The sequence below is a fragment of the Streptomyces sp. SID1328 genome, from assembly GCF_009865595.1.
Lineage (GTDB): Bacteria > Actinomycetota > Actinomycetes > Streptomycetales > Streptomycetaceae > Streptomyces > Streptomyces griseoluteus.
Map to the genome: position 1 here is coordinate 1 of NZ_WWKH01000516.1, position 20,830 is coordinate 20,830.

General features: G+C 69.7%; 23 protein-coding genes and 1 pseudogene. 6 read left to right on the plus strand and 18 right to left on the minus strand.

The annotated features are described in order from the left end of the window. Positions 1–485: 485 nt before the first annotated feature. The 3 genes from GT030_RS16110 to GT030_RS16120 all read right to left on the minus strand — a co-directional run bounded on the left by GT030_RS16110 (position 486) and on the right by GT030_RS16120 (position 3,440). A complete protein-coding gene (locus GT030_RS16110; RefSeq protein WP_202460158.1) occupies positions 486–1,346 on the minus strand; it encodes an NADP-dependent oxidoreductase in 861 nt (286 codons plus the stop codon). Between the two features lie 293 nt (positions 1,347–1,639). After that, positions 1,640–2,230: a hemerythrin domain-containing protein gene (locus GT030_RS16115; protein WP_161201687.1), complete on the minus strand. Its 591-nt coding sequence runs from the start codon at positions 2,228–2,230 to the stop codon at positions 1,640–1,642. Between the two features lie 10 nt (positions 2,231–2,240). Further along, positions 2,241–3,440, minus strand: a complete 1,200-nt coding sequence (locus GT030_RS16120; protein ID WP_161201688.1) for a hypothetical protein — start codon at positions 3,438–3,440, stop codon at positions 2,241–2,243. A 460-nt stretch (positions 3,441–3,900) separates the two neighbouring features. Between GT030_RS16120 and GT030_RS16125 the strand changes: the two genes are divergently transcribed. Beyond that, on the plus strand, positions 3,901–4,170 hold the full coding sequence (locus tag GT030_RS16125; RefSeq protein WP_135794726.1) for a GlsB/YeaQ/YmgE family stress response membrane protein: 270 nt from the start codon (positions 3,901–3,903) through the stop codon (positions 4,168–4,170). A gap of 267 nt (positions 4,171–4,437) precedes the next feature. After that, positions 4,438–4,683, plus strand: a complete 246-nt coding sequence (locus GT030_RS16130) for a DUF5133 domain-containing protein (protein ID WP_161201703.1) — start codon at positions 4,438–4,440, stop codon at positions 4,681–4,683. Positions 4,684–5,185: 502 nt separating this feature from the next. Here GT030_RS16130 and GT030_RS16135 read toward each other — a convergent pair. From GT030_RS16135 to GT030_RS16155, 5 genes are all read right to left on the minus strand, one after another. After that, positions 5,186–7,339: a SpoIIE family protein phosphatase gene (locus tag GT030_RS16135; RefSeq protein ID WP_161201689.1), complete on the minus strand. Its 2,154-nt coding sequence runs from the start codon at positions 7,337–7,339 to the stop codon at positions 5,186–5,188. A gap of 249 nt (positions 7,340–7,588) precedes the next feature. Further along, positions 7,589–8,092 carry an AMP-binding protein gene (locus GT030_RS16140; RefSeq protein ID WP_161201690.1) on the minus strand — a complete coding sequence of 168 codons (504 nt, stop codon included), beginning with the start codon at positions 8,090–8,092 and terminating at the stop codon, positions 7,589–7,591. After that, positions 8,092–8,268 carry a hypothetical protein gene (locus GT030_RS16145; protein ID WP_161201691.1) on the minus strand — a complete coding sequence of 59 codons (177 nt, stop codon included), beginning with the start codon at positions 8,266–8,268 and terminating at the stop codon, positions 8,092–8,094. Before GT030_RS16145 ends, GT030_RS16140 begins: the two co-directional genes overlap by 1 nt. A gap of 16 nt (positions 8,269–8,284) precedes the next feature. Beyond that, complete coding sequence (locus tag GT030_RS16150; protein WP_346009657.1) at positions 8,285–9,991, minus strand: aldehyde dehydrogenase family protein; 1,707 nt, start codon at positions 9,989–9,991, stop codon at positions 8,285–8,287. 188 nt (positions 9,992–10,179) lie between these two features. Further along, on the minus strand, positions 10,180–11,103 hold the full coding sequence (locus GT030_RS16155) for a TauD/TfdA family dioxygenase (RefSeq protein ID WP_161201693.1): 924 nt from the start codon (positions 11,101–11,103) through the stop codon (positions 10,180–10,182). Positions 11,104–11,568: 465 nt separating this feature from the next. On the opposite strand from GT030_RS16155, the gene GT030_RS16160 reads away from it, so the two are divergent. Beyond that, positions 11,569–12,888 (plus strand): MFS transporter, encoded by a 1,320-nt coding sequence (locus tag GT030_RS16160; RefSeq protein ID WP_346009658.1) that lies wholly within the window; start codon positions 11,569–11,571, stop codon positions 12,886–12,888. A 90-nt stretch (positions 12,889–12,978) separates the two neighbouring features. On the opposite strand, the gene GT030_RS16165 is transcribed toward GT030_RS16160, so the two are convergent. From GT030_RS16165 to GT030_RS16190, 6 genes and pseudogenes are all read right to left on the minus strand, one after another. Beyond that, entirely contained in the window at positions 12,979–13,500 is a 522-nt protein-coding gene (locus GT030_RS16165) for a TetR/AcrR family transcriptional regulator (RefSeq protein ID WP_346009659.1), read from the minus strand. 342 nt (positions 13,501–13,842) lie between these two features. Then, positions 13,843–14,598 (minus strand): DUF2071 domain-containing protein, encoded by a 756-nt coding sequence (locus tag GT030_RS16170; protein WP_346009660.1) that lies wholly within the window; start codon positions 14,596–14,598, stop codon positions 13,843–13,845. Beyond that, positions 14,595–15,290 (minus strand): SDR family NAD(P)-dependent oxidoreductase, encoded by a 696-nt coding sequence (locus GT030_RS16175; protein WP_161201695.1) that lies wholly within the window; start codon positions 15,288–15,290, stop codon positions 14,595–14,597. Before GT030_RS16175 ends, GT030_RS16170 begins: the two co-directional genes overlap by 4 nt. Before the next feature lie 184 nt (positions 15,291–15,474). Continuing rightward, positions 15,475–16,161, minus strand: a complete 687-nt coding sequence (locus GT030_RS16180) for an SDR family NAD(P)-dependent oxidoreductase (protein ID WP_161201696.1) — start codon at positions 16,159–16,161, stop codon at positions 15,475–15,477. A gap of 40 nt (positions 16,162–16,201) precedes the next feature. Next, positions 16,202–16,588, minus strand: coding sequence for an ester cyclase (locus tag GT030_RS16185; protein ID WP_161201697.1), 387 nt, complete (start codon positions 16,586–16,588; stop codon positions 16,202–16,204). Between the two features lie 24 nt (positions 16,589–16,612). After that, positions 16,613–16,747 (minus strand): annotated as a pseudogene (locus tag GT030_RS16190) (SDR family oxidoreductase); the annotation flags it as partial. A 157-nt stretch (positions 16,748–16,904) separates the two neighbouring features. On the opposite strand from GT030_RS16190, the gene GT030_RS16195 reads away from it, so the two are divergent. Together GT030_RS16195 and GT030_RS16200 are read left to right on the plus strand one after the other, a co-directional pair. Further along, positions 16,905–17,513 (plus strand): TetR/AcrR family transcriptional regulator, encoded by a 609-nt coding sequence (locus tag GT030_RS16195; protein WP_346009661.1) that lies wholly within the window; start codon positions 16,905–16,907, stop codon positions 17,511–17,513. Positions 17,514–17,625: 112 nt separating this feature from the next. Next, positions 17,626–18,180, plus strand: a complete 555-nt coding sequence (locus GT030_RS16200) for a hypothetical protein (protein WP_161201698.1) — start codon at positions 17,626–17,628, stop codon at positions 18,178–18,180. Between the two features lie 56 nt (positions 18,181–18,236). Here the strand turns inward: GT030_RS16200 and GT030_RS16205 are convergent, their stop codons facing one another. After that, a complete protein-coding gene (locus GT030_RS16205; RefSeq protein WP_161201699.1) occupies positions 18,237–18,860 on the minus strand; it encodes a TetR/AcrR family transcriptional regulator in 624 nt (207 codons plus the stop codon). A gap of 138 nt (positions 18,861–18,998) precedes the next feature. Between GT030_RS16205 and GT030_RS16210 the strand changes: the two genes are divergently transcribed. Further along, the gene (locus GT030_RS16210) at positions 18,999–19,583 is read left to right on the plus strand and encodes a hypothetical protein (RefSeq protein WP_161201700.1); all 585 of its coding nucleotides are present in this window, start codon (positions 18,999–19,001) and stop codon (positions 19,581–19,583) included. 96 nt (positions 19,584–19,679) lie between these two features. On the opposite strand, the gene GT030_RS16215 is transcribed toward GT030_RS16210, so the two are convergent. The 3 genes from GT030_RS16215 to GT030_RS16225 form a co-directional block, all read right to left on the minus strand. Continuing rightward, complete coding sequence (locus GT030_RS16215; RefSeq protein WP_161201701.1) at positions 19,680–20,084, minus strand: FKBP-type peptidyl-prolyl cis-trans isomerase; 405 nt, start codon at positions 20,082–20,084, stop codon at positions 19,680–19,682. A gap of 137 nt (positions 20,085–20,221) precedes the next feature. Next, entirely contained in the window at positions 20,222–20,482 is a 261-nt protein-coding gene (locus tag GT030_RS16220) for a hypothetical protein (protein WP_237522499.1), read from the minus strand. A 117-nt stretch (positions 20,483–20,599) separates the two neighbouring features. Further along, positions 20,600–20,830, minus strand: a 231-nt coding sequence (locus GT030_RS16225; protein ID WP_161201702.1) for an aldehyde dehydrogenase family protein, incomplete at its 5' end; no start/stop codon positions are given.

The following is a 20,830-nucleotide window of genomic DNA, read 5'->3' on the forward strand; positions in this document are numbered from 1 at the left end:
TTGCCGTGATCAGCGGTAGGCCCTCTCTCGACACCCTCGACTTCTGATCGACGTGTTCATACCGAGTGGGGGCCTCCGCCGGGGCCCCCACTCGGTATGTCAATGGGCTAAGGGCTCATGCGCCGGAAGGCGCAGGCGGTGGATGCTGACGTGCAGTGGTCGAAACCAGGGGTGCCGACGTAGCAGGCGTCGTGGTCAAGCATTCGGTTGTACGGCACGAAGCCCCCGGCGCGGCCGAATGGGGGGAGAGCGCCCGTGTTCTGTGAAGTTGGGATGCTGGCGCGTCCGCACTTGAATGTGGCGTGGGCACAGGAGGGCGTGACGTTCCGTCAGCACTGCGGCCGCGTGCCGGGCTGCCGAGTGCCACTGGTGCTCGCCGTCGTTGCCGTCCCCGGTCGCCGTGACTGTCGTCTGCTGCGGAGAAGACTTCTGTGAAGTCCTGGAGCGAGGCAACGGTCGGGGCAGCTCATGGACTCTGCTTGATGTCAGGAGGTGCCCATGAGTGACGGTAGACGGGCTCGTGACGAGGAGTCCTGCATCCCGTACCGGTCGGCGTCCACCAGCATCCGCACCGCCCGCACCCCGAGCCGCTCGGCCTCGTCGAGGAAGTCCTGGCCGCCGAACGGCACGATCGACACCACGATCCCGCCCGGCCGCAGCACCTCCAGCGAGCGCACGGACGTCTCGCCGCCCAGGGTGTCGAGGACCACGTCGACGTCCTGCACCGCCTGGGTGAAGTCCGTGGACCGGTAGTCGACGGGCTCGTCCACGCCGATCTCCCGCAGGAAGTCGTGCTTGCCCGCGCTCGCCGTGCCGATCACGTACGCGCCGAGCGCCTTGGCGATCTGCACCGCCACGTGCCCGACCCCGCCGGCCGCAGCGTGGATCAGCACCCGCTGCCCGGACCGCAGGCCGGCGTGCTCGGTCAGCGCCTGCCACGCCGTCAGCGACACCAGCGGCAGCGCGCCCGCCTGGACGTGGTCGATCGAGGCGGGCTTGTGCGTCAGGGCGCGAACCGGGGAGATCACGTACTCGGCGTGCGAGCCGTGGCCGAAGGGGTAGGGGAGCATGCCGAAGACCTCGTCACCGGGCCGGAACGCGGCCACGCCGATGCCGGTCTCGGCGACCTCGCCGGAGACGTCCCAGCCGAGTACGAACGGGGGGTCGCCGAGGAATCCGCCGGTGGCCCGGTGCTTCCAGTCGGTCGGGTTGACCCCGGCGGCCCGCACCCGGACCAGCACCTCGTTCGGACGCGGCGTGGGCCGCTCCAGCGTCACTTCCTTCAGGACCTCGGGTCCGCCGAGAACGTCCTGGCTGATGGCGCGCATCGTGTTCATATCGTTCATGGTCACCCAGCCTGCCGTGGTCGTCCTGTCGGGGAACGAGGCGGTCAGAATCCTTGGCGGATACCTACCGCCTCGGCGGCCCGACCTCACGCAGTCCGACCCGAGACGAGCGCACGATCTTCCCACCGTGCACGATGAAGCAGTGCGCGACGCGGAGGCTGATCGTCTTGCCGGTACTCCCGGAGCCGAACTGCCCGAGCTCCGGGAGGGGAGACACCGTCGTCGATCTCCTCCGGCCTCCAGCCGGTGATGTCGGGCAGCAGGCCGACCTCAGTAGGTTCTCGTGTCGCGCCTCAGTCGTTGCTCATGGCCTTGCGTACGGCGTCCTTGGTGCGGTCCATGATCGCGGCAACCGGACCGAGCGCCATGTTCGCCACACCTGACTCGACGCCCGGGTGCGGGCGGGTGGGCGCGATGGCTTCGGCAGCCTTGACCGCTTTGGCCATGGTGGCCAAGCGGGAGGCGTCGGCGCTGCGCCGGATGTGGGTGAACTCGTAGCGTTCCTCGGCCCGCGCGTGCTCCTGGACGTCCTTGCGTAGCTTCATCAGCTGCAGCATGAACTTCGGGTCGTCGGTGTCGACGTCATCGAGAGCGGCCAGCGTCTCCTTGGCCGCTCGTTCCTCGGCGAGCCGCGCGTCGACGACCTTCCCCCCACCGGACAGCGCCCGCCGCGCGAAGGGGTGGACGACCTCCTCCTCGGCGGTCTCGTGCACGGCGAGCAGGCGCACGAGACGCCGGAAGGCGTCGCGTCGCTCCTCACCAGTCGACGCCTCGACCTTGTCGAAGAGGTTGCGGATGTCCCCGTGCTGGCGCAACAACAACGCCACCACGTCTTCGTCGCGGGCCAGGTCGTCTCCGGCCTGCGGGGTCTCCAGATCGCTCATCGCGGCCGCCTCACTTCTCGCGCATCGCGGGGTCGGGGTGCTCGCCCTCGGACTGGATGCGGTACTCGCGGCCGAACATCTCGTCGTGGTCGGCCATGACCCGCTCGCTGGGCGGCTCCTCACTGCCGTGGATGTTCTCCTGCATCTTCTCGAACCGCTCGTGTTGCTCGCGCACATAGCCGGCACCCAGTGTGGTCAAGTCCATCTGCGTGGCCAGCAGTTCGCGCAGATACTGCTTGTTCGGCTCGAACTTCAGCACGTTCGGCAGCTCGGGCGCCAGCACCGACTCCGGGTCACGCCCGTCGTGCCGGCGCATCAGGTCACAGGCGATGTGCAGGTGCTCCAGCTCCATGTTCAGGTGCAGCTCCCAGATGGCCTTGACCTTGGGGTCGCTTTCCTGCTCCATGAAGGAGTAGTAGAGATAACACTCGTTGTACTCGTGGTTGACGAGCTGCTCCCACCACGTCTCGCCCGGGTCGACCAGCGACTCGTAGTGGGTGACGTGCTCCTCCTCGATGAGCCCGATCTCCTGGTAGAGCTGGCGCGCGATCGGCTCCATGTAGGTGGGGCCCGTGTTCATGTAGAAGTTCATGGTCTGCTGCTCCGCCGACATGATCGTCAGCGCGTGCAGCTTCGACAGCGGGTTCGTCTCGTCCTTGGCGTACGGATCGCGGACGTTGTCCACCGGGTCGCGGTGGTGGTACTTCGTCGGCCGACCGGGCATGACCTCGGTCAGCCCATCGACGATCGACTCCGCCTTGCGGTGTTCGATCATCTCGTACAGGTTGGCGTACCGGTACAGATGGTCGAAGTCCTCCAGGACACCGAACTGGTACGCCTGCTTCAGGTACGGGTCGGGCTCCATCCGCGCCACCCACGCCGTCAGGTCCACCGCGACCTGCTCGTAGGCAATGGTCGTCTCCAGCACCGACGACACCCCAGGCAACAGCCAGTTCACGACCTTCTGCTGCTGCGCCTCGATGTAACGCGTGCGGGCCAGCTGCCGTTTGATCTCGGGATCGACGGTGTTGCGGGCGAGCTGGTGGCTGAACATGATCGCCTCCACCTCGATCCCGTTCATCGTGATGATGCGACACCGGGTGTACGGGTCGCAGTGGTCCGGATCGATGGGCTGCACGTTCAGCTCGTGCCAGTTGCGCAGCTGACGGTCCAGCGGAATGCCTCGCTGTTCCAAGGGATTGAACGTCATGGGGGGGTGCTCCTCTCGACCAGCCGGGCGAGTACCCCCGTCGCCGCATGGCCGTCCGCCGGCGCAGGGTGCCCGAAGCCATAGTCCGGCCGTCCGGATGCTTCCGCGACCGCCCACGCCGACAGGGGAAGATGAGTCCCCCATTCGAGCTCGTGGACGCAACTGTTCGCAGGTACTCACGCCGCCTCCGTCCTCGCCGCACCTCGAGGGAGAGCGGGCCAGAGATGGCACGACGATGTCGAGGGCGCCGGTCATCAGGACCACTTTCTCGCCGCGGGGCTGTCTGTACTTGGCCATGCGTTCAGCTCGCGGCGGCCGACTTCGGGGTTGAACTGTCCACTATTGACCCGTGCGTCGCCGGGACGGTGGAAGTTCTGGCCGCCCGTGAGGTTTGTCAATCGCCTCGACGTGCATACGTCGCGTTGACGAAACTTTTATCTGAGCAGCTGGGAGAGATGTCATGGGCATCATCGCGTGGATTCTCATTGGCCTGATCGCCGGGTTCATCGCCAAGGCGATCATGCCGGGGAAGGACCCGGGCGGGGTCATCATCACGATCCTGATCGGTATAGCGGGCGGCCTGCTGGGCGGCTTCCTCGGCAAGGTCATCTTCGGCGTCGACTCCATCGACGGTTTCTTCGACCTCTCCACCTGGATCGCGGCCGTCATCGGCTCGGTCATCCTGCTGATCCTCTACCGCGTCATTACGGGCAACCGGCGCCGCGCCTGACCGCCCCGGAAACCGCAACGCGTTGAACGGCTCCTCCCTCACCTCGGGACGGAGCCGTTCGCTGTGCGTGGGCTTTCCCTCCGTCGCGCTCGTAGGCGCGACTTCGCCTGCACCGGTGGCCTGACGATCCCTGGTCGCGTTGCTCCCCTCTCCTGTCGGACTCACCCGGCCGAGAGGCCTAAGTCCGACCCGACGGGGCAGTTGGGAGCAGATGTGATTGACGATGCCATCGGCGCGTCTGCCGTTTTATCTGTGGAGGAAACTGCCATGTTGCTGCCGGCCGAGAAGAACCTGCGTGCAGTCATGGCGCGCTTCGCCGCCGCACGCATCGACCATGACGTGCTACCCACCCCCGCCACCAGCCGGATGCTGCAGGATGTTTCCTACACGCTGTGCGTCATGACCGGCACCCACACCATCAAGGACGCCCTGCGCGCCGCCGACGCGATGCTGGAGCAGTACCGCGCCGACCGCAGCGGCATCACCCAGGCCGACGAGGTCCTCGCCGCATAACCGCACTTGTGCGAAGCGACCCGGGCACTCGGGCCGGCACGACATCTGCTCACCGGATTCGCACCCGGCATGCACACGGTGCTCGACCAGACCGACCCCGCCCAGGCGAGCCAGTTCGACCACTACCTCGCCAATCCGGACGCCGACCTGACGGCGGGTCGGGCGGCACCGGCGGTTCGAACGGCGGCAGCGGCACCGGCGGCCGGGTGGGTGTTCAGCTCGGACAGTACTGCTCTCCCGTCGGCGCCACCGCGACGACCGGCGAAGCTTCTTTTGTGCACCGTCTATGGGGGCCTCGCCATCTCCATCAAGCCGGATCCGTTCTCGCCGACGGTCTCCGGCACACCCTTCGCACTCTCCCGTACACGCGGGCGCAGGGCCGGCGACGGACAGGCGGACCCCGCTACGTGGCAGCGGAGCTCCGGATCCTTACTGGAGCCGGGAGCGCCTGAACGGCGGTCGAGGCGGAGTGGCTGCAGCCTTCGAGCAGGTGTCCTGCGGATCACGGCTCCATGCTGAGAGGGGTGCCATCGGTGGGCTGTTCCGCCCAGATGGTCTTGCCGGTGGCGTCGTAGCGGCTTCCCCAGCGGTGGGAGCACTGGGCGACGAGGAAAAGCCCCCGTCCGCCTTCATCGATGGTGGCGGCCCGGCGGATGTGCGGTGAGGTGCTGCTGGCGTCGCTGACCTCGCAGATCAGCATCTGGTCACGGATGAGCCGCAGCCGGATCGGCGGGCTGCCGTAGCGGATGGCGTTGGTGACCAATTCACTCACGATGAGTTCGGTGGTGAAGGCCAGATGCTCCAGCCCCCACTGGTCGAGCTGCCGTGTCGCGAGCGAGCGCGTACTGGCGACCGCGGCGGGGTCGCACGGCAGGTCCCATGTGGCGACGTGCACGGAGTCGAGCGAGCGGGTGCGGGCGACGAGCAGCGCCAGGTCGTCCTCGGCCGCCAGGTGGGGAATGACCGCGGTTGCGACGGCCTGTCCGATCTCGTTCGGTGAACGGCCGCTCTGCCCGATGATCGCGCAGAGCCGCTCGTGCAGGGTCTGGTCCGCATTGCGCGCCGCCAGGACGCTTTGCGCGTACAGCGCGAGAGTGCTGCCCTCGGCGAGTTCGATGGTGTAGGGCTCGAAGACGGCATCGCCCAGTCCCAAGGGCTGGTTGGACGGCAGATTCGCGAAGTGGACCTGACCCGCCGGGTCGGCGACGACCGGTGGGGGGTGGCCGGCGCTCGCCATGACGCAGTGGCGGGAAACGGGATCGTAGACCGCGTACAGGCAGGTGGCGCCGACGAGCTTCTCCAGGATGGGCGCGAACCCTGCCGTGTGTTCGCGTTCGACCAGCCGCGGCACTATGTCGTCGAGCCGGGCCAGCACCTCGTCAGGGGCGAGGTCAAGCTGTGCGAGGGTGCGTACGGCGGAGCAGATCTGCCCCATGCAGGCGGAAGCCTCTGCACCCGTCGCGGGTATGTCGCCGAGCGTGAGGGCCACGCGGGCGCCGGAGAGGGGGATCACGTCGAACCAGGAGCCGCCCACCCCGGCGTGGGCACGCGCCGGACGGTAGTGATGCGCGACCTCGACGGCGCACTGCTCCGGAACGCTGCGCGGGAGCATGCTCTGTTGGAGGGTGATGGCGGCGGTGCGTTCGCGGGTGTAGCGGCGGGCGTTGTCCACGCAGACGGCGGCGCGAGCGGCCAGCTCCTGCACGTAGACCAGGTCGTCGGGCTCGAAGGCATCCGGTTGGGCCGCCGTGCGGTACAGATGGGCCAGCCCCAGAACGGTGTCTCTGGCACGCAGGGGCACCACCATCAGGGAGTGGGCCCCGTGCGTCAGCAGCGCCTGGACCCTGGGATCGGGAGAGTCTCGGACCCAGTCGACATCGGGGTCGACGACCGGCAGCAGCCGGGGCTGCCCATCGGCGAGGGCCTGGGCATGGGGCGTATCGGCGGGGAAGTCCTGGGCCTCTCCGACCAGCCGGAGCTTTTCGGTGATTCCCGGTTGGGAGACCTTGCGGGCTGCGAGGTGCAGGGTGACCCCGTCGGCGCCGGAGGGCGGGGCTTCCTCGCCTGTCACGACGCCGTCCAGGAGTTCGATCGAGACGAGGTCGGCCAGGCGCGGAACGAGCACGTCCGCAAGCTCCTGGGCCGTGCGCGTGACGTCGAGTGTCGACCCGATGCGGGCGGTGGCTTCGTCGAGGAGGACCAGGCGCTCGCGGGCACGGTGGCGGTCGGTGACGTCGATGATCAGGTCGGTGACGCCCAGGCGCCGGCCGTCCGGTCCGGTCAGCACGAACGATGACGTCATCCATACGTGGTCCCTGCCCGGGTCGGCGGGCGTACGGCCGCGGTGCTCGGTTCCGACGACGGGCAGGCCCGTTTCCAGAACCGTTGCGAGTCGGCTCTCTATCCCGGTGACGTCGAGCGCGGGCAGTACCGTACCGATCCGGTGACCGAGGAGCCTGTCGTTGGGAACACCGTGGATGCGTTCCAGCGCGGGGTTCGCCCGGACCAGGCGCAGCCGGGTGTCGTACACGGCCACGCCGATCGGTGACTGGGTGAACAGCGCGTCCAGGATGGCCAGGTCCTCCTCGCGCGGCATCAGCCGTTCAGGCGTATTCGCGCTCCAGGAGCGGGCGGATGCCTCGGCCGGAAAGTCCACAGCACTGGTCCTGTCATTCGGTCTCAGTGTCCTCTACCCCAGAGTAGGCAGACTCGGATGCACCGGCGGGTACAGGAAGGCCATGACGGCGACGTCGCACTGCGCTGCCCAGTCTCACCAGTGGCCGAGGATGCTCTCTGCTCGCCCGTGATCAGCTAGACGACCAGCGACGCGAGCACACCGACGGAAGTCACCAAGGCCCGCATGAACAGCCGCCCCGAGACCGTGGTGGCGCCGGGGCGGCCGAGATCAACTAGAAGCTGCCGATCTCACGCTTGAGGATCTTGCCCGTGGGCCCCTCGGGGAGGGCCTCGACGAGCCGAATCTCCCGCGGGTACTTGTACGGTGCCACGCGCTCGCGCACGAACTGGCGCAATTCCTCGGCATCGGCCCGGCCACTCCGGCGTGGGTGAGCATGGCGCCCTTGGGGACACCGGTGGTGCCGGACGTGTAGAGGATGACGGCGAGGTCGTCGTCCCTGCGGGCGGCGGCCGGCTCCGTGTCGGGGTGCCCGGCGAGCAGATCCGGCAGACCGCCGGGCGGGACCGGCACGATCGGGGTCACGGTGCCCTCGGCGCCCCGTCGCGCTTCGTCGGCGGTGTCCTGGTGGGCGAGGAGCAGGGTCATGTCGCAGTCGCGCACGTAATGGGCGATCTCGCGCTGCCTGAGCAGCGGGTTCATCGGGACCACGACGGCTCCGGCGCGCAGGATGCCGTAGTAGAGGACGGGGAACTCGGGCAGGTTGGGCAGCATCAGGCCGACCCGGTCGCCGGGTCAGACGCCGTGCGCCGCGAGGAGTGCGGCCGTGCGGCCGTGCGGCCGGCGAGGGCGTGCAGTTCGGCGAAGGTGAGCTGCTGGTCGCTGAGTTCGACGGCGGGCCGGTCGCCGTGGGCGTGGGCGGCGAGCGTGAGGAAGTCGTTGAGGTTCATCCGGGTTTCCTCCTGGTCACCCGCGCAGGGCGGAGGCGAGGACGGCAGGCAGCTGAGCGGGGCTCGGCGCGGTCGTGAAGCGGGTGACGCGTTCGATGGTGGTGCGACCGGTGCGGTTGGTGACGAAGTACGGCGGCTTGGGGGACAGCGAGGGGCAGCCGGTGAACAGGCCGCGGGGAGCGGGGGCGAAGGGGGCGCGCAGCACGGTCTTCTCGACGTCCTCGAGCATGAAGGCGTTGTTGACGAAGCCGACGCCGCTGCCGATCGCCTGCCGGGTGTGGCCGGGGTGGGCACCCCAGGGGGTGTATCCGAGCAGGAAGCCGACGCCGGACCAGGTGTTGACGCCGATGGTGCCGTAGCGCAGCTCACCCACGGCAGCATCCACCACGCCCGGCGAGGTCCTCTCGGTCCGGGGGTGCACGATCAGGGTCGCACCCAGGGTGCCGGGGAGGACGGTGTTGGCGAAGTCGACGGCATGGCGAAGGAAGTGCGCGGGACCCTCGCCGGGCAGGCGGACGACGCCCAGCGCACTGGCGAAGACCTCGCCGGTGAGCAGCATGTCGTCGTGCTCGGCGACGTCCGCGACCAGGATCCGGGAGTCGTCGCCGTGACATTCGGCACGCGGGTGAGCCGCCAGTACGGCCTGAAGCCGCTGATGGGCCCCAGGGTAGTAGTCCCTGCGGGCCGGCAGCGCGCGCAGTACCCGCCTGATCTCCTCCAGCAGCAGGTCGGTTCCCTGCCAGGAGCGGGGCAGCACCAGCACCTGGCTGGCGATGCAGTTGTGGCCGGAGTTGTTCATCTTGCTCGTGACGATGTGCTCGGCCTGGAAGCGGAAGTCCGCCCTGCTCCAGGGTCCGGGCACCACGATGTACGGGCTGACCCCGCCCAGTTCGCTCGTGAACGGTTTGTCGACCAGCGGGGTGTCCTCGCGGCGACGCCGCTCCGCCTGTTCGCCGGTGCCCCAGACGATGGCGTCGTGGGTGCGGTCGCTGCCGGTCACGTGGATGGAGTCCACGCCGTCGTGGGCGGTGAGGTAGGCACCTTCGGCGGGGCCACCGTCCACGAACCGCACCCAGCCGCGCTGGACGTACTCGGTGAAGATCCGCTCGAAGTGCGGGCGCAGACAGGCGTTGACCGGGTTCATCTTGGCGATGACGACCTGGCCCTCCGCGTAGAGCTTGTGCAGGATGTCGGTCGCGGTGAGCGAGGCGACGTTGCCGGCGCCCAGGACCAACGCCACACCAGGGTGCTGTTCACCACCCCGGTAGGGTGCGGCCGCGCGGTGTCGCGTCTGCTCGACCGTGACCCCGGCTCGCATCCGGACCTGGGCCGAGTAACCACCCAGCAGCAGGCGGTCCCAGCCTGTGGCGGGAAAGACGTCCACCCAGGTACGGCCGCCCCGCTCGTGCACCGCCTCCGCGTGCAGAGGTTCGCGGCCGGCGGCCAGGCGTCGCAGCACGTGCAGCCGTGCGGTGACGTGCTGGGCCAGCGACCACGGGCCGCCGGCCCAGTCCTCTGCGGCCCATGGAGAGTCAGGGCCGTACCCCTTGACGCCTGCGCCCGCCGCGGCCAGGTCGGCAGCGCCGTCGCGGATCCTCGGCATGAGCCTTTCCAGCAGGCCGATGCGCTCGGTGAGCGGCGCGGTGGCCCAGGACGATGCGTGGTGACGCAGGTCCCCCAGAGCGCGGTCGAGGACGGTCGTGTCGAGGGCGGGGTTGTTCACGTCACTCCTTGGCGGGGCGAACACGCTGGGTGGAAAAGGGGTGTGAGGCATCGCCGTGCCGAAAGCCGGACGACCCGGCCGACCGGGGTGACGGTGGCCGTTCCGCCGGACGCGAGCGGTACGGCCACCGGTCGGAGGCCGAAGGTCAGCCCGCAGATCAGCGGGAGTGCCGGGTGAGGGCAGGGACCTCAGGACAGGGGGACGCCGGCGATCGCGATGCGCTCCATCACCCGGCGCTGGGGGTAGTAGTCGTTGATCGCGTAGTGCTGGACGGCGATGTTGTCCCAGATCGCGATCGAATCGGGCTGCCAGCGGAACCGCACCTGGAGCTCCGGAATGCGCGCCTGCAGGCCCAGCTCGTGGAGCAGCTCCCGGCTCTCGTCCTCGGGCAGCCCGACGATGCGGGTGGTGAACGGCTCGTTGACGTACAGGGTCTTGCGGCCGGTGCGCGGGTGCCGCACGACGACCGGGTGCTCCACCGGAGGCAGGAACACGCGCAACGCCTCGATCTGCTCCGGGGTCATGAACGTACCCCAGCTGGGCTCCCAGTCGTGTACGGCGGTGAGGCTTTCGACGCGCTGCTTCATCTCGTCACTGAGGTTGTCGTAGGCGGCGCCCATGTCGGCCCACATGGTGTCACCGCCGGCCGACGGGACCTCGACCGAGCGGAGCACCGACCCCAGGGCCGGGGCGGCCATGAACGAGTGGTCGCTGTGCCAGATGTTCTCCTGGCCGATGGCCATCTCGTCCTTCGCCAGCCGTGAGACGCCGACGGTGTCGCCCGTGGGGAAGAACGGGTTCGGCTCCGGCTCCCCCCACACCGCGGCCAGGGCCAGGTGAGCGTCGACATCGACGTCGTGCTGGTCGCGGAAGAAGATCACCTTCCACTCGAGCAGCGCCTGCCGCAGCTCCTCGGCGAGCTCCTCGCCGATCGGCCGGGACAGGTCCACGCCGTCGATCTCCGCCCCGATGTGCGGCGTCATCGGCGCGATCTTCAGCAGCCGGTACCCGGCCGGCGCCGTGCCGGGCGCGGTCCGTTCCAGCACGCGCCGGCCGAAGTGGATCAGCGGCTTGTCCAGCAGGGGGTTCTTGTCGGCTCCGGTGGTCTCCACGCGGTCCTCCACGGTCGGGAGCGAAAAATCGTTACGGGCAGTATCGATATCCAGCAGGGCCACCGCAAGGGTTCCTCGACGACTTTTCGCCGCATCACTCGGGCATCACGGTCAGCGACAACCCACACCCGTCAACCTCTCGCGCACCGCGACCCGCGGACGGGCTGACGTCCCCACCGCAACGAAGGACATACGAGCGCAGGGCCTTTCGGTCGCGGCCACTCGTCCAACGGACGCCCCGCAGGGGGCAGGTGCCGCCACCGCAGGACCACTGTCCGGGCCCCGGCCCCGAATTCGTAGCGGACAGGGCTTGTCGTCACGGCCAACCGTATCGATACTTCGCGTAACGATTTACTCGCCGATGCGATCGGCGCAGGCCGACGCGCCGCGATCCGCCGACGTCCCCTCCCCTGTGCTGCACGCCGACCACGCCTGCTCGAGAGCAGCTACCTTCGCGGAGCCCCCGTGCCCAACACCGATCTCACCTCCGTCACGCTCGCCGACCCCGTCACGACGAGCCGCAGCCACCGACGGAAAGCTTGGACCGTCACGGGGTTGCTGGTGGTCTTCATGATGGTCAACTTCGCCGACAAGGCCGTCCTCGGGCTGGCGGCCGACCCGATACGCCACGACCTGGGCCTGTCGGCGACCGGCTTCGGGATGGCCAACAGCGCGTTCTTCCTGCTCTTCTCGCTCTGCGGCGCCACGGGCGGTCTGCTGGCGGACCGGGTGCGGCCGCGGTGGCTGCTCCTGGGGATGGTCCTGCTGTGGTCGATCGCCCAGATGCCGATGGCCCTCGGCGGAGGTCTGGTCGCGCTGGTCGCCTCGCGGATCGTGCTGGGTGCCGCGGAGGGGCCCGCCTTCCCGGTGGCCCAGCACACCGCCCTGGCGTGGTTCCCGGACCGCCGACGCAACCTTCCCGGCGCCCTGCTCAGCGTGGGCATCGCCCTCGGTGTGGTGCTCGCCGCACCGGGGCTGACCTGGGTGATCCAGCACCAAGGCTGGCGCTCCGCTTTTGCCGCGGTCGCCGCCGCCGGCGTGGTGTGGGCGGCGGCCTGGGCCGTCTTCGGCAGGCACCGGACATCGCCCGGGGAAGCTCACGGCACCCGCACCGGAGCCGACTCCGGCAGCGGCGGCGAGAAGAGCTCGCACGCCCCCTCGTACCGTCGCATCCTGGGCACCCGAACTTGGATCGGTGCCACGATCGGCTACTTCTGCACCTACTGGATGATCGCCCTGTCGCTGGTGTGGGTGCCCTCCTATCTACATGACGGCCTGGGCTACTCCACCACGACGGCCGCCGGCCTGGTCGCCGGGATCTGGGCGGTCAGCGGCATGGCGCTGCTGGTGCAGGCGGGGGTGACCGGATGGCTGCTGCGACGTGGCGTGAGCAGCCGGTGGGCCCGCGGCCGCGTCGGCGGCATCAGCCTCCTTGTCTCCGCCCTCGGCTGCGGCGCCCTGTCACAGGCCGTGCGCGGGCCGGTCACCGTACTGCTCCTGCTCGTCGGCTTCGGCCTGTGCGGGGCGATGTCGACGGTCGCGGTGACCACGGTCGCCGAAATCGTCCCGGCCCGTCGGCGCGGCGGCGCCCTCGGCCTGATGAACGCCGTTGTCACGACCGGCGGCCTGGTCGCCCCTGCCCTGACGGGATACCTGGTCGACACACAGGGCAGCGCCGGCTACCGGCACGCCGTGCTCCTCGCGGCCGTACTGCTCGCACTGGGAGGCACGGCCGCCGTGACACTGATCGACCCGGCCCGCGACGCCCGGCGCCTGGCACCCTGACGATCGTCGCCGCTCGCTGCGCAGCACCGTTCCCCGCGGACGGCGGGCGGAACGGACCGCGCGCGCCCGCACCCGACCGGCCGGTGGATCTCAGGTTCCCGGGTGACCGACCGCCCGGACGACCAGGTCCACCATGTCCTCCACGAAGCGTTCGTTGGGCAGTTCCCGTTCCGCCAGCAGGCGGTACACCAGCGGCGCCGCCACCAGCGTGGCGGCCGAACGGATGTCGATGTCGGGCCGCACCTCACCGCGGGCGATCCCCCGCTGAAGGATGCGGCGCGTCTCGGCCATCAACCGTTCCGTGTAGTCCACGTACTCCCCGCGGTCGCCACCCGCCTCGGCGGCCGTTGCCATGAGTTCCGTCAGCAGCCGTGCCGTACCCGGCAGCCGGTACGCCGCCAAGCGCGCCGTCAGCACCTCGCGCAGCTCGGCCCGTACGTCGCCCAGGTCCGGAACCGAGAGCGGGCCGATGCGTGTCTCGGCCGCCGCAATGATCAAGGCTTGCTTGGAAGGCCAGCGCCGGTAAATGGCCGGCTTGCTCACCCCGGCGCGTGCGGCGACGGCATCCATCGTCACCGCTTTCACGCCCTGCTCGGTCACCAGGTCGATCACCGCCTCAAGGGTGTCGTCCGTGACCCGCTCCTGCCGCGGCCGCCCTGGTCCCCGTCCGGCCTTCTGTGTCTGTGCCCCGACCATGCTCTGAGAATACGAGGCACCTGGAGCAGTTGTGGCCGGGGTGGTGGTACGACGGCACCCGGGAGCCCGTCCAGCGACGTCCGGGCAACCCTTCGAGGCAGTGATGTCGCCTGCACGACCGGGGGCGGCACGCGACGTTGGTCCGCCAGCCACCGCCCCAGCGGGAGCTGTGCCCGTTCGGGGTGAGCTGCGTGCTCGTACGGCACCGTCAGGTGCCCGGTCCGCTTCCGGAAAGACCGACGCGTAGTTCGGCTGGGTTCAGATTCCCCGCGGCAGCCGGAGCGGTGGGCCGAAGCGGACGGGGACACCGGGCGCGTAGAGCACGCTGACGGGATTTTCGCGTGGGGTGCGCAGCCCGGCCGCCGCGATGGCGGTTTCGCCGTACGAGGTCAGCTCGGCACGGGTGAACGTCCACCGGGGGTGGATGTTCGGCAAGTAGTAGGTGCGGCCCCGGAGTTGGGTGTGGAGTCCCCATCGGCAGGTGAGGAACTCCTCCAGCGCGTTCGCCTCGTACGGCTCGGGGGACACCTCGGCCCGGACGCGCGCGCCTGCTCCGGAACCGTCGCGCCGCAGGGAGTCGTAGAAAATCCCGGAGTCGGTGCGGCGGGCGCCGATACGGGCCCAGCGGTACGGCAGCCCGAACGCCGCCCGCGCCGTCAGTACGGGCAGCAGGCGGTCGCAGTCCAGGGAACGGAACACCACTCCACGCCGCCCGAGGGCGTCCCGGCTGTACAGGCGGACGTTCACCTCGCCGAAGCTGCCCAGGTAGGGGAGGGCCGGGCCCTGGCCGAAGGCCAGCTGGTCCATGCGGAAGAAGACGAGGCCGACGTAGGTGCGGCCCAGGTGGAGGTCGGGGGACGTGCCCGGAGGCAGCAGCCGTGCGACCTCGTCCGGGTCGGCGGCCCAGTGCAGGAAGACCAGTTCACGCCACCATTGCCGGAAGAGGATGCGCGAGAGGGGGCGCGGGGACAGGGGCGTGACGTCCTCCACGTGATCGGACGCGTCTGCTGTCACGACGTACCCCGCTTCGGCTCGGCGGGTCCCATGACCCACGCGCCCGTACGCATGCCCTCCATGATCGCGTCGACGGCCTCCGCCACCGTGATGCCCGGTGGCAGGGCCGGAGCGGCCCCGGTCACCGCGCGGCCGGCGAACCCGGACTCGACGTGGGGCAGGCAGATCTCCAGCACTCCCACGCGGGAGCGTCGCAACTCCCGGCGAGCCGACGCCAGCCAAGTGGCCAGCGCGGCCTTCGCCGCCGCGTAGTCCGCCATCCCCGCCGGTGCCGAGCGGGCGACGGTGCCCGTGACGGCGGCGAGCAGACCACCCGAGGACACGTGGGTCGACGCGGAGCGCAGGATCGCCATGGGCGCGAGCGCGTTCACCGCCATCACATGCTCCGCCACCGCTTCCCCGATCTCACCGACCGGCCCGAACGCGGCCACCCCCACACAGACGACCACGGCATCGAGCCCACCCAGCTCCCGCGCCGCCCACGCCGCCGTACCCTCGGCGCCGTCGAGATCCCACGCGTCGAAGGTCCGCGAGGGGCCGGGCCCGCACCGCTCGCGCACCCCGGCCAGCCGGTCCGGGTCCCGCCCCGCGAGCGCGGTCACCGCCCCTGGCCCGGCCAGCCGCTCGGCCAGCGCCGAGCCGATGTCACCGGTCGCCCCGGCGACGAGAATGCGTGCACCACGGATCTCCACACCGAGCCTCCCGTCGTGTGTCCTCGGAAGACTTCGGCCGGTGAGGGCCGGACGGATGCGGCGGGGCGGCTTCGCGTGTGGCCGTCGGTGGAGGCCGGCTCGGCCATGATCCGCTGGCCGGCCCGCCGCCCTGGTGCCTGGGGAGGACGCTGATGTCACCCGGACCGGTTGGCATGCACGGTGACTACCAGGGCAGCTCCCCGTTCTCGTCCTGGAGCGTCCCGGTAGGACCGTCCGCGCCCAGCGTCGCCAGGCGGACGACAACCTTCGCGCTCTCCTCGGGGGACCGTCCGATCCCGAAGTCCGCGGTCATGTCGGTGGCGGTGGTGCCCGGCTCGACCGCGTTGAACTTGATCTCCGGACAGGCCTTGGCGTACTGCACCGTCAGCATCGTCGCCGCCGACTTCGACGCGGAGTACAGCAGGGTCGGCAGGCTGAATTCGGGCCGCTCGGGGTTGTTCACGGCCCAGAAGGAACCGGCGCTGCTGGAGACGGTGACCACGGTGGGGGCGGCGGACCGGCGCAGCAGGGGCAGGGCCGCCTCGGTGACGCGTACGATCCCCACCGCGTTGGTGTCGAACACGCGCAGAGCACTGGGACCGTCCACCTCGCCGAGCCCCAGGACGCCCGCGTTGTGCACCAGGACGTCGAGCCGGCCCTCGTCCGCATCGATCTTCTCCAGCGCACTGACGACCGACGCGTCGTCGGTCACGTCGAGCTGGACGAACCGTGCCCCGAGCGCGGCCGCGGCCTTCTCGCCGCGCTCGATGTCCCGCGCGCCGACGTAGACGGTGTGGCCCGCGGCAAGGAGCTGCTTGGCGGTCTCGAAACCGATGCCCTTGTTGGCGCCGGTGATCAGCGTGATGGTCATACGTATTCCTCCGTGATGAGTGATGCGTGCGTCGTCGCCGTCAGCCGGTCAACTGCCGCCGCAGCCCGGCGGCATCGTGCAGCGCCGCCATGTGGACGAACCGGCCCTCGCGGACCTGATAGATCGCGTACTCGACGATCTCGAAGGAGGCCCCGGTGGGCCGCACGCCGAGCCACTCCTTGACCGGCGTACCGGTGTTGACGAGACGGGCGGCCAAGCGGTCCCCGTCGACGAGCAACTCCTTGAGTTCCCAGTGCAGATCGGGCACCGCTTCCACGTCGTGCCGCTGTACGGCGAGGATGTCGTCCCGGGTGGCCGGTTCGCCGTTCAGGGTGGTCCGGTCGGCGATGAACTCGCCCATACCGTCGAACTCGTGGGCGTTGAGCGCCCCGAGGTAGCGCTCGTAGAACGCGCGCAGGTCGGACATCGGTCGGCCTTTCCGTGGAGGCGGTCAGATCTGGTCGAGGCCGCCGTCGACGTACAGGCTCGACCCCGTGACAAAGCTGCTCTGGTCCGACGCGAGGAAGGCCACGGCGGCGGCGACCTCTTCCGGCCGCCCGAGCTGGCCCAGCGGCACGCGCGACGACGCCGGCGAGGCCGATCCCGGCGCTGGCCCCCGTGACCACAGCGGTCTTGCCCTCGAGCAGTCCCATGTCGGCCGCCTCCGCATTCTGTAGTGATCGATGCAGAATGTCAGCCTAGCACTTTCGTATCGGTCACTACAGAAGAGATAGAGTGAACGGGTGAAGACGGAGAAGAAGGGCCCGAGCGGCCGCCCACGGGGCTTCGACACCGGTGAGGCCCTCGAACGCGCCATGCTGGTCTTCTGGGAGCACGGCTACGAGGGCGCCAGCCTGGGCCGTCTGACCAGCGCCATGGGCATCTCGGCCACGAGCATGTACGCGGCCTTCGGTAACAAGGAGGAGCTGTTCCGCAAGGCTCTGGAGCGCTATACGGAGGGGCCCAGCGCGTACCTGGACGAAGCGCTGAAGGAGCCGACTGGTCTCGGCGTCGCCACCGCGATCCTGTCCGGCGTCATCCGGACCACCACCGCTCCGTCCCGGCCCCAGGGGTGCATGGGCATCCAGGGGGCGTTGGCTGCGGGTGAGTCCGCGCAGCCGGCCCGTGAGCTGCTTGTCGGATGGCGCAACGACGGTTACCTGCGGATTCGGGAGCGGTTCGAACGGGCCGTGGAGGAGGGTGACCTTTCGGCGGGCGCCGATGCGGGGCTGTCGGCCCGCTATGTCACCACGTTGGCTCATGGCATCGCTGTGCAGGCGGCCAGTGGGGTGTGCCGGGACGAGCTTCAGGCGATGGCCGACGCGGCGCTGCGGGGGTGGCCGCCCTTGTAGGGGGCCGAGGGGGCTGCCTGGGTCGACGGGTCGACGAGGTCGACTGCAACCGCCGCCAGGCGAACGGCCGTCCCCTCTCGTGGCGCGGCGAGTGAGTCACGGGAGACGGGTAATGGCTGGTGGGGTGGGCGCGGATGCGGCTCTGCGGATACGCCGACGGAAAAAGGCTTACATCGCTGCCGGCCTGGCCGCCGTCCTGCCCCCCGCGCTGGAACTGTACGAGGACGTCTCGCGGGTGGTCGGGCTCTGGTGGGCGCTGGGGTCGGTGGCGGTGTTCAGCGTCCTGTTCGGCGCCCGGCAGATCCGCGAGGGCGCCGAGACCGGCCGGGTGGCCGCCGTTCGCGACGAGGGGCTCGCGGCGGGCGAGTACACGCTCACCGACTACAAGGTGTTCCTGCCCTTCGACCGGCCGAAGAGTTCCCCGGAGCGTGCGGAGTCGCCGCTGCTCCTGCGGTTGACCAACCGCGGTATCCAGCACTGGGACGGTGACACGCTGCGCTGGAGCCACCCGTGGGCCGGCCTTCGCCTTGTCTTCGAGGACGAGGTGTTGCTCGTGCACCACGAGGGGCGGCTCGTCGCCCGGTTCTGGGTGTTCATTCCGTTCGGTACGCCTGACGAGATACTCCTCGCCGCCGACCGGCTCCAGAGGCACCGGCCCCGGCGTTGAGCCCTACGGCGTACCGCCGCCGGGCCGCTCGGCCGGAGCTGCCCCCTCTGTAACGGTCAGCTGGACGGTGGAGCGGGGGAGTCGGGTCCCGGCGCCGGTGCTGCGCCCGTGTGCAGGATCCCCTCGACACCGTCCAGGAACGTCGCGCAGATCAGGGCCGGGTCGAAGAGGCAGCCGGCGGCCATGGCGCCGTCCCGGAGCATGACGAAGTGCCGCCCGGTCACGTCGGCGGGAGCGCAGCCGGCGTCTTCCATGAGCTGCGTGGCCGTTTCCAGGAACCACTGCCGGTGGCCCAGTACCGCTTGGTGGACGGGATGCGCCGGGTCGGGATACTCGGCCGCCGCGTTGAGGAAGGCGCAACCACGGAAGCCGGGGGACTGGATGCCGTCGGCGATGGACCTGCCCACGGCCCGGACCGTCTCCGCCGCCGGAAGTCCCCGCGCCCGGATGCCGGCCACCTGCCCCCGGATGCCGTGATCGGCCTGCTGGAGGTAGGCGAGGATCAACTCGTCCTTCCCCTTGAAATGCCGGTACAGGGTGGCGCGAGTGACCTGGGCCTCCGCGATGATCCGGTCCACGCCGACGGAGTGAATGCCCTCGGCGTAGAAGATCCGGGTCGCCGTGTCGAGCAGCCGCGCCCGGGCCTCGGACGTGCTCTTGCCTTCTGTGCGCGTGCTCATGCCGGCCACGGTAGCAGGTCGTGAGGGAGAACGTTCGGTCTTGACAGTCGTCGAAGGCGCCCCTTAGATGAAGGAGGAGACCGAACGTTCTCCCTCCTCGCCTTCGCTTCGCCTTCTCCCTCGCCGAAAGGGCACCTCATGGCTTCGTCCACTGCCACCCCTGTCCCCGCCAAGGACGACACCCGGTCGCTGCGCCGCCTGTACTTCCTGCGCTTCGCCTTCGCCACGGTATGGGCCGTCCTCGTATTCGCCTCCGCCCACACCCTGAGCCCCCTCAGCGCGACGCTGCTGGTGATCTACCCGTTGTTCGACGTGGCGTGCGCACTCCTCGACATCAGGTCCGCCAAGGCGAACCGTGGGCCGGTACGCGGCCTGTACGCGAATGTCGCGCTCAGTGGCCTCACCACCGCAGGTCTGGTCGCGGCGGCCACCTCGGGCATCCCGGCAGTCCTGCGAGTCTGGGGCGCCTGGGCGATCACCGCCGGAGCCGTCCAGCTGATCGTCGGCGCCCTGCGACGCCGACGCGGCATGGCGGGTCAGTGGCCGATGATCCTCAGCGGAGCCATCTCCACCTTCGCCGGAGCCTCCGTCGTGGCCCAGGCGGGGAAGGCGAACGCCTCCTTGGGCGCGCTGGCCGGCTACGCCTTCCTGGGCGGAGTCTTCTTCCTGGTCTCGGCACTCCGCCTGAGGCAGTCGGACAGGACCGGCCGCATCGGGGTGTGAGGTGTCGGCGTCGGCCCCGCGCGGTCGGTACACGCGGGGCCGGCTCCCTGCGGCGCTTCGACTCGCCGGTCACCACCGGCGTGATCGCGACGCGACCTAGGCGTTGCTCCAGCCGGTCGTACGGGAGTACACGTCCAGCAGATCCACCACGAACACCAGGGTCGAGCCCGCCGGGATCAACGGCGTCGGCGACTGATTGCCGTACCCCAGCCGCGGCGGGACGATGATCTCGCGCCGGCCGCCGACCCTCATCCCCTTGACCCCCCGGTCCCACCCCTTGATGACCTTGCCACTGCCGAGGGCGAACTTGAACGGCTCCCCCCGGTCCCAGGACGCGTCGAACTCCTTCCCGGACGCGAGGGTCACCCCGACATAGTGAACCCGGACGACCATGCCGGACTTGACCTCAGCCCCGTCCCCGACGACCAGATCCCGAATGGTCAGCTCGGTGGGAGCATCACCCTCCGGAACCTCGACCTCGGGCTTCGTCAGCTCACTCATTCCCACCTCATCACTCTCCGCCAAAGCCCGTCGGACGGACCAGGCGGACGCGCTCCACGCATCTGATGTCCACGCTACCGATACCGCAGCATGCGAGTCCGGCGTGCTGGCGGTGACGACGCCCACCGCTCTGACGGTCAGGCGGCCGCTGCGACCCCGATGCCGATGCAGATGAACAGCCTCCCGGTGGTCAACTCCCACCGGCGTCGGGATCTCGGACGTGCCAACAAGGTGCGCAGCCGGGCGGCGACGGTCACCAGGACGAGCCAGTAGACGATCCCGATCAGCACATCCAGAAGGCCCAGGAAGAGGATCTGCTGGGTAGCCGAGCCGCCCCCGTGGACGAACTGCGGCGGGACGCACCGCCCAGCGGATTCCGGCGGAGGGCCGCGTGCCACCGTTCGATCCGGTGCCGGAATACGAGGCGGGCGAGGAACCGCTGGGTGCCGGGTCGGTTGGTAGGGGCACGTCGGCCGCTCCGGGCAGGACCGGGGCGTCCGACGAATCGCTGGACGTCAGAGCGACGTCATGACGTGCTTGATCCGGGTGTAGTCCTCGAGGCCGTACGCGGAGAGGTCTTTGCCGTAGCCGGACTTCTTGAACCCGCCGTGCGGCATCTCGGCGACGAGGGCCATGTGGGTGTTGATCCACACACAGCCGAAGTCGAGGTTCTTCGACATCCGCATCGCCCGCGCGTGGTCCCTGGTCCACACCGAGGAGGCCAGCGCGTAGTCGACGCCGTTGGC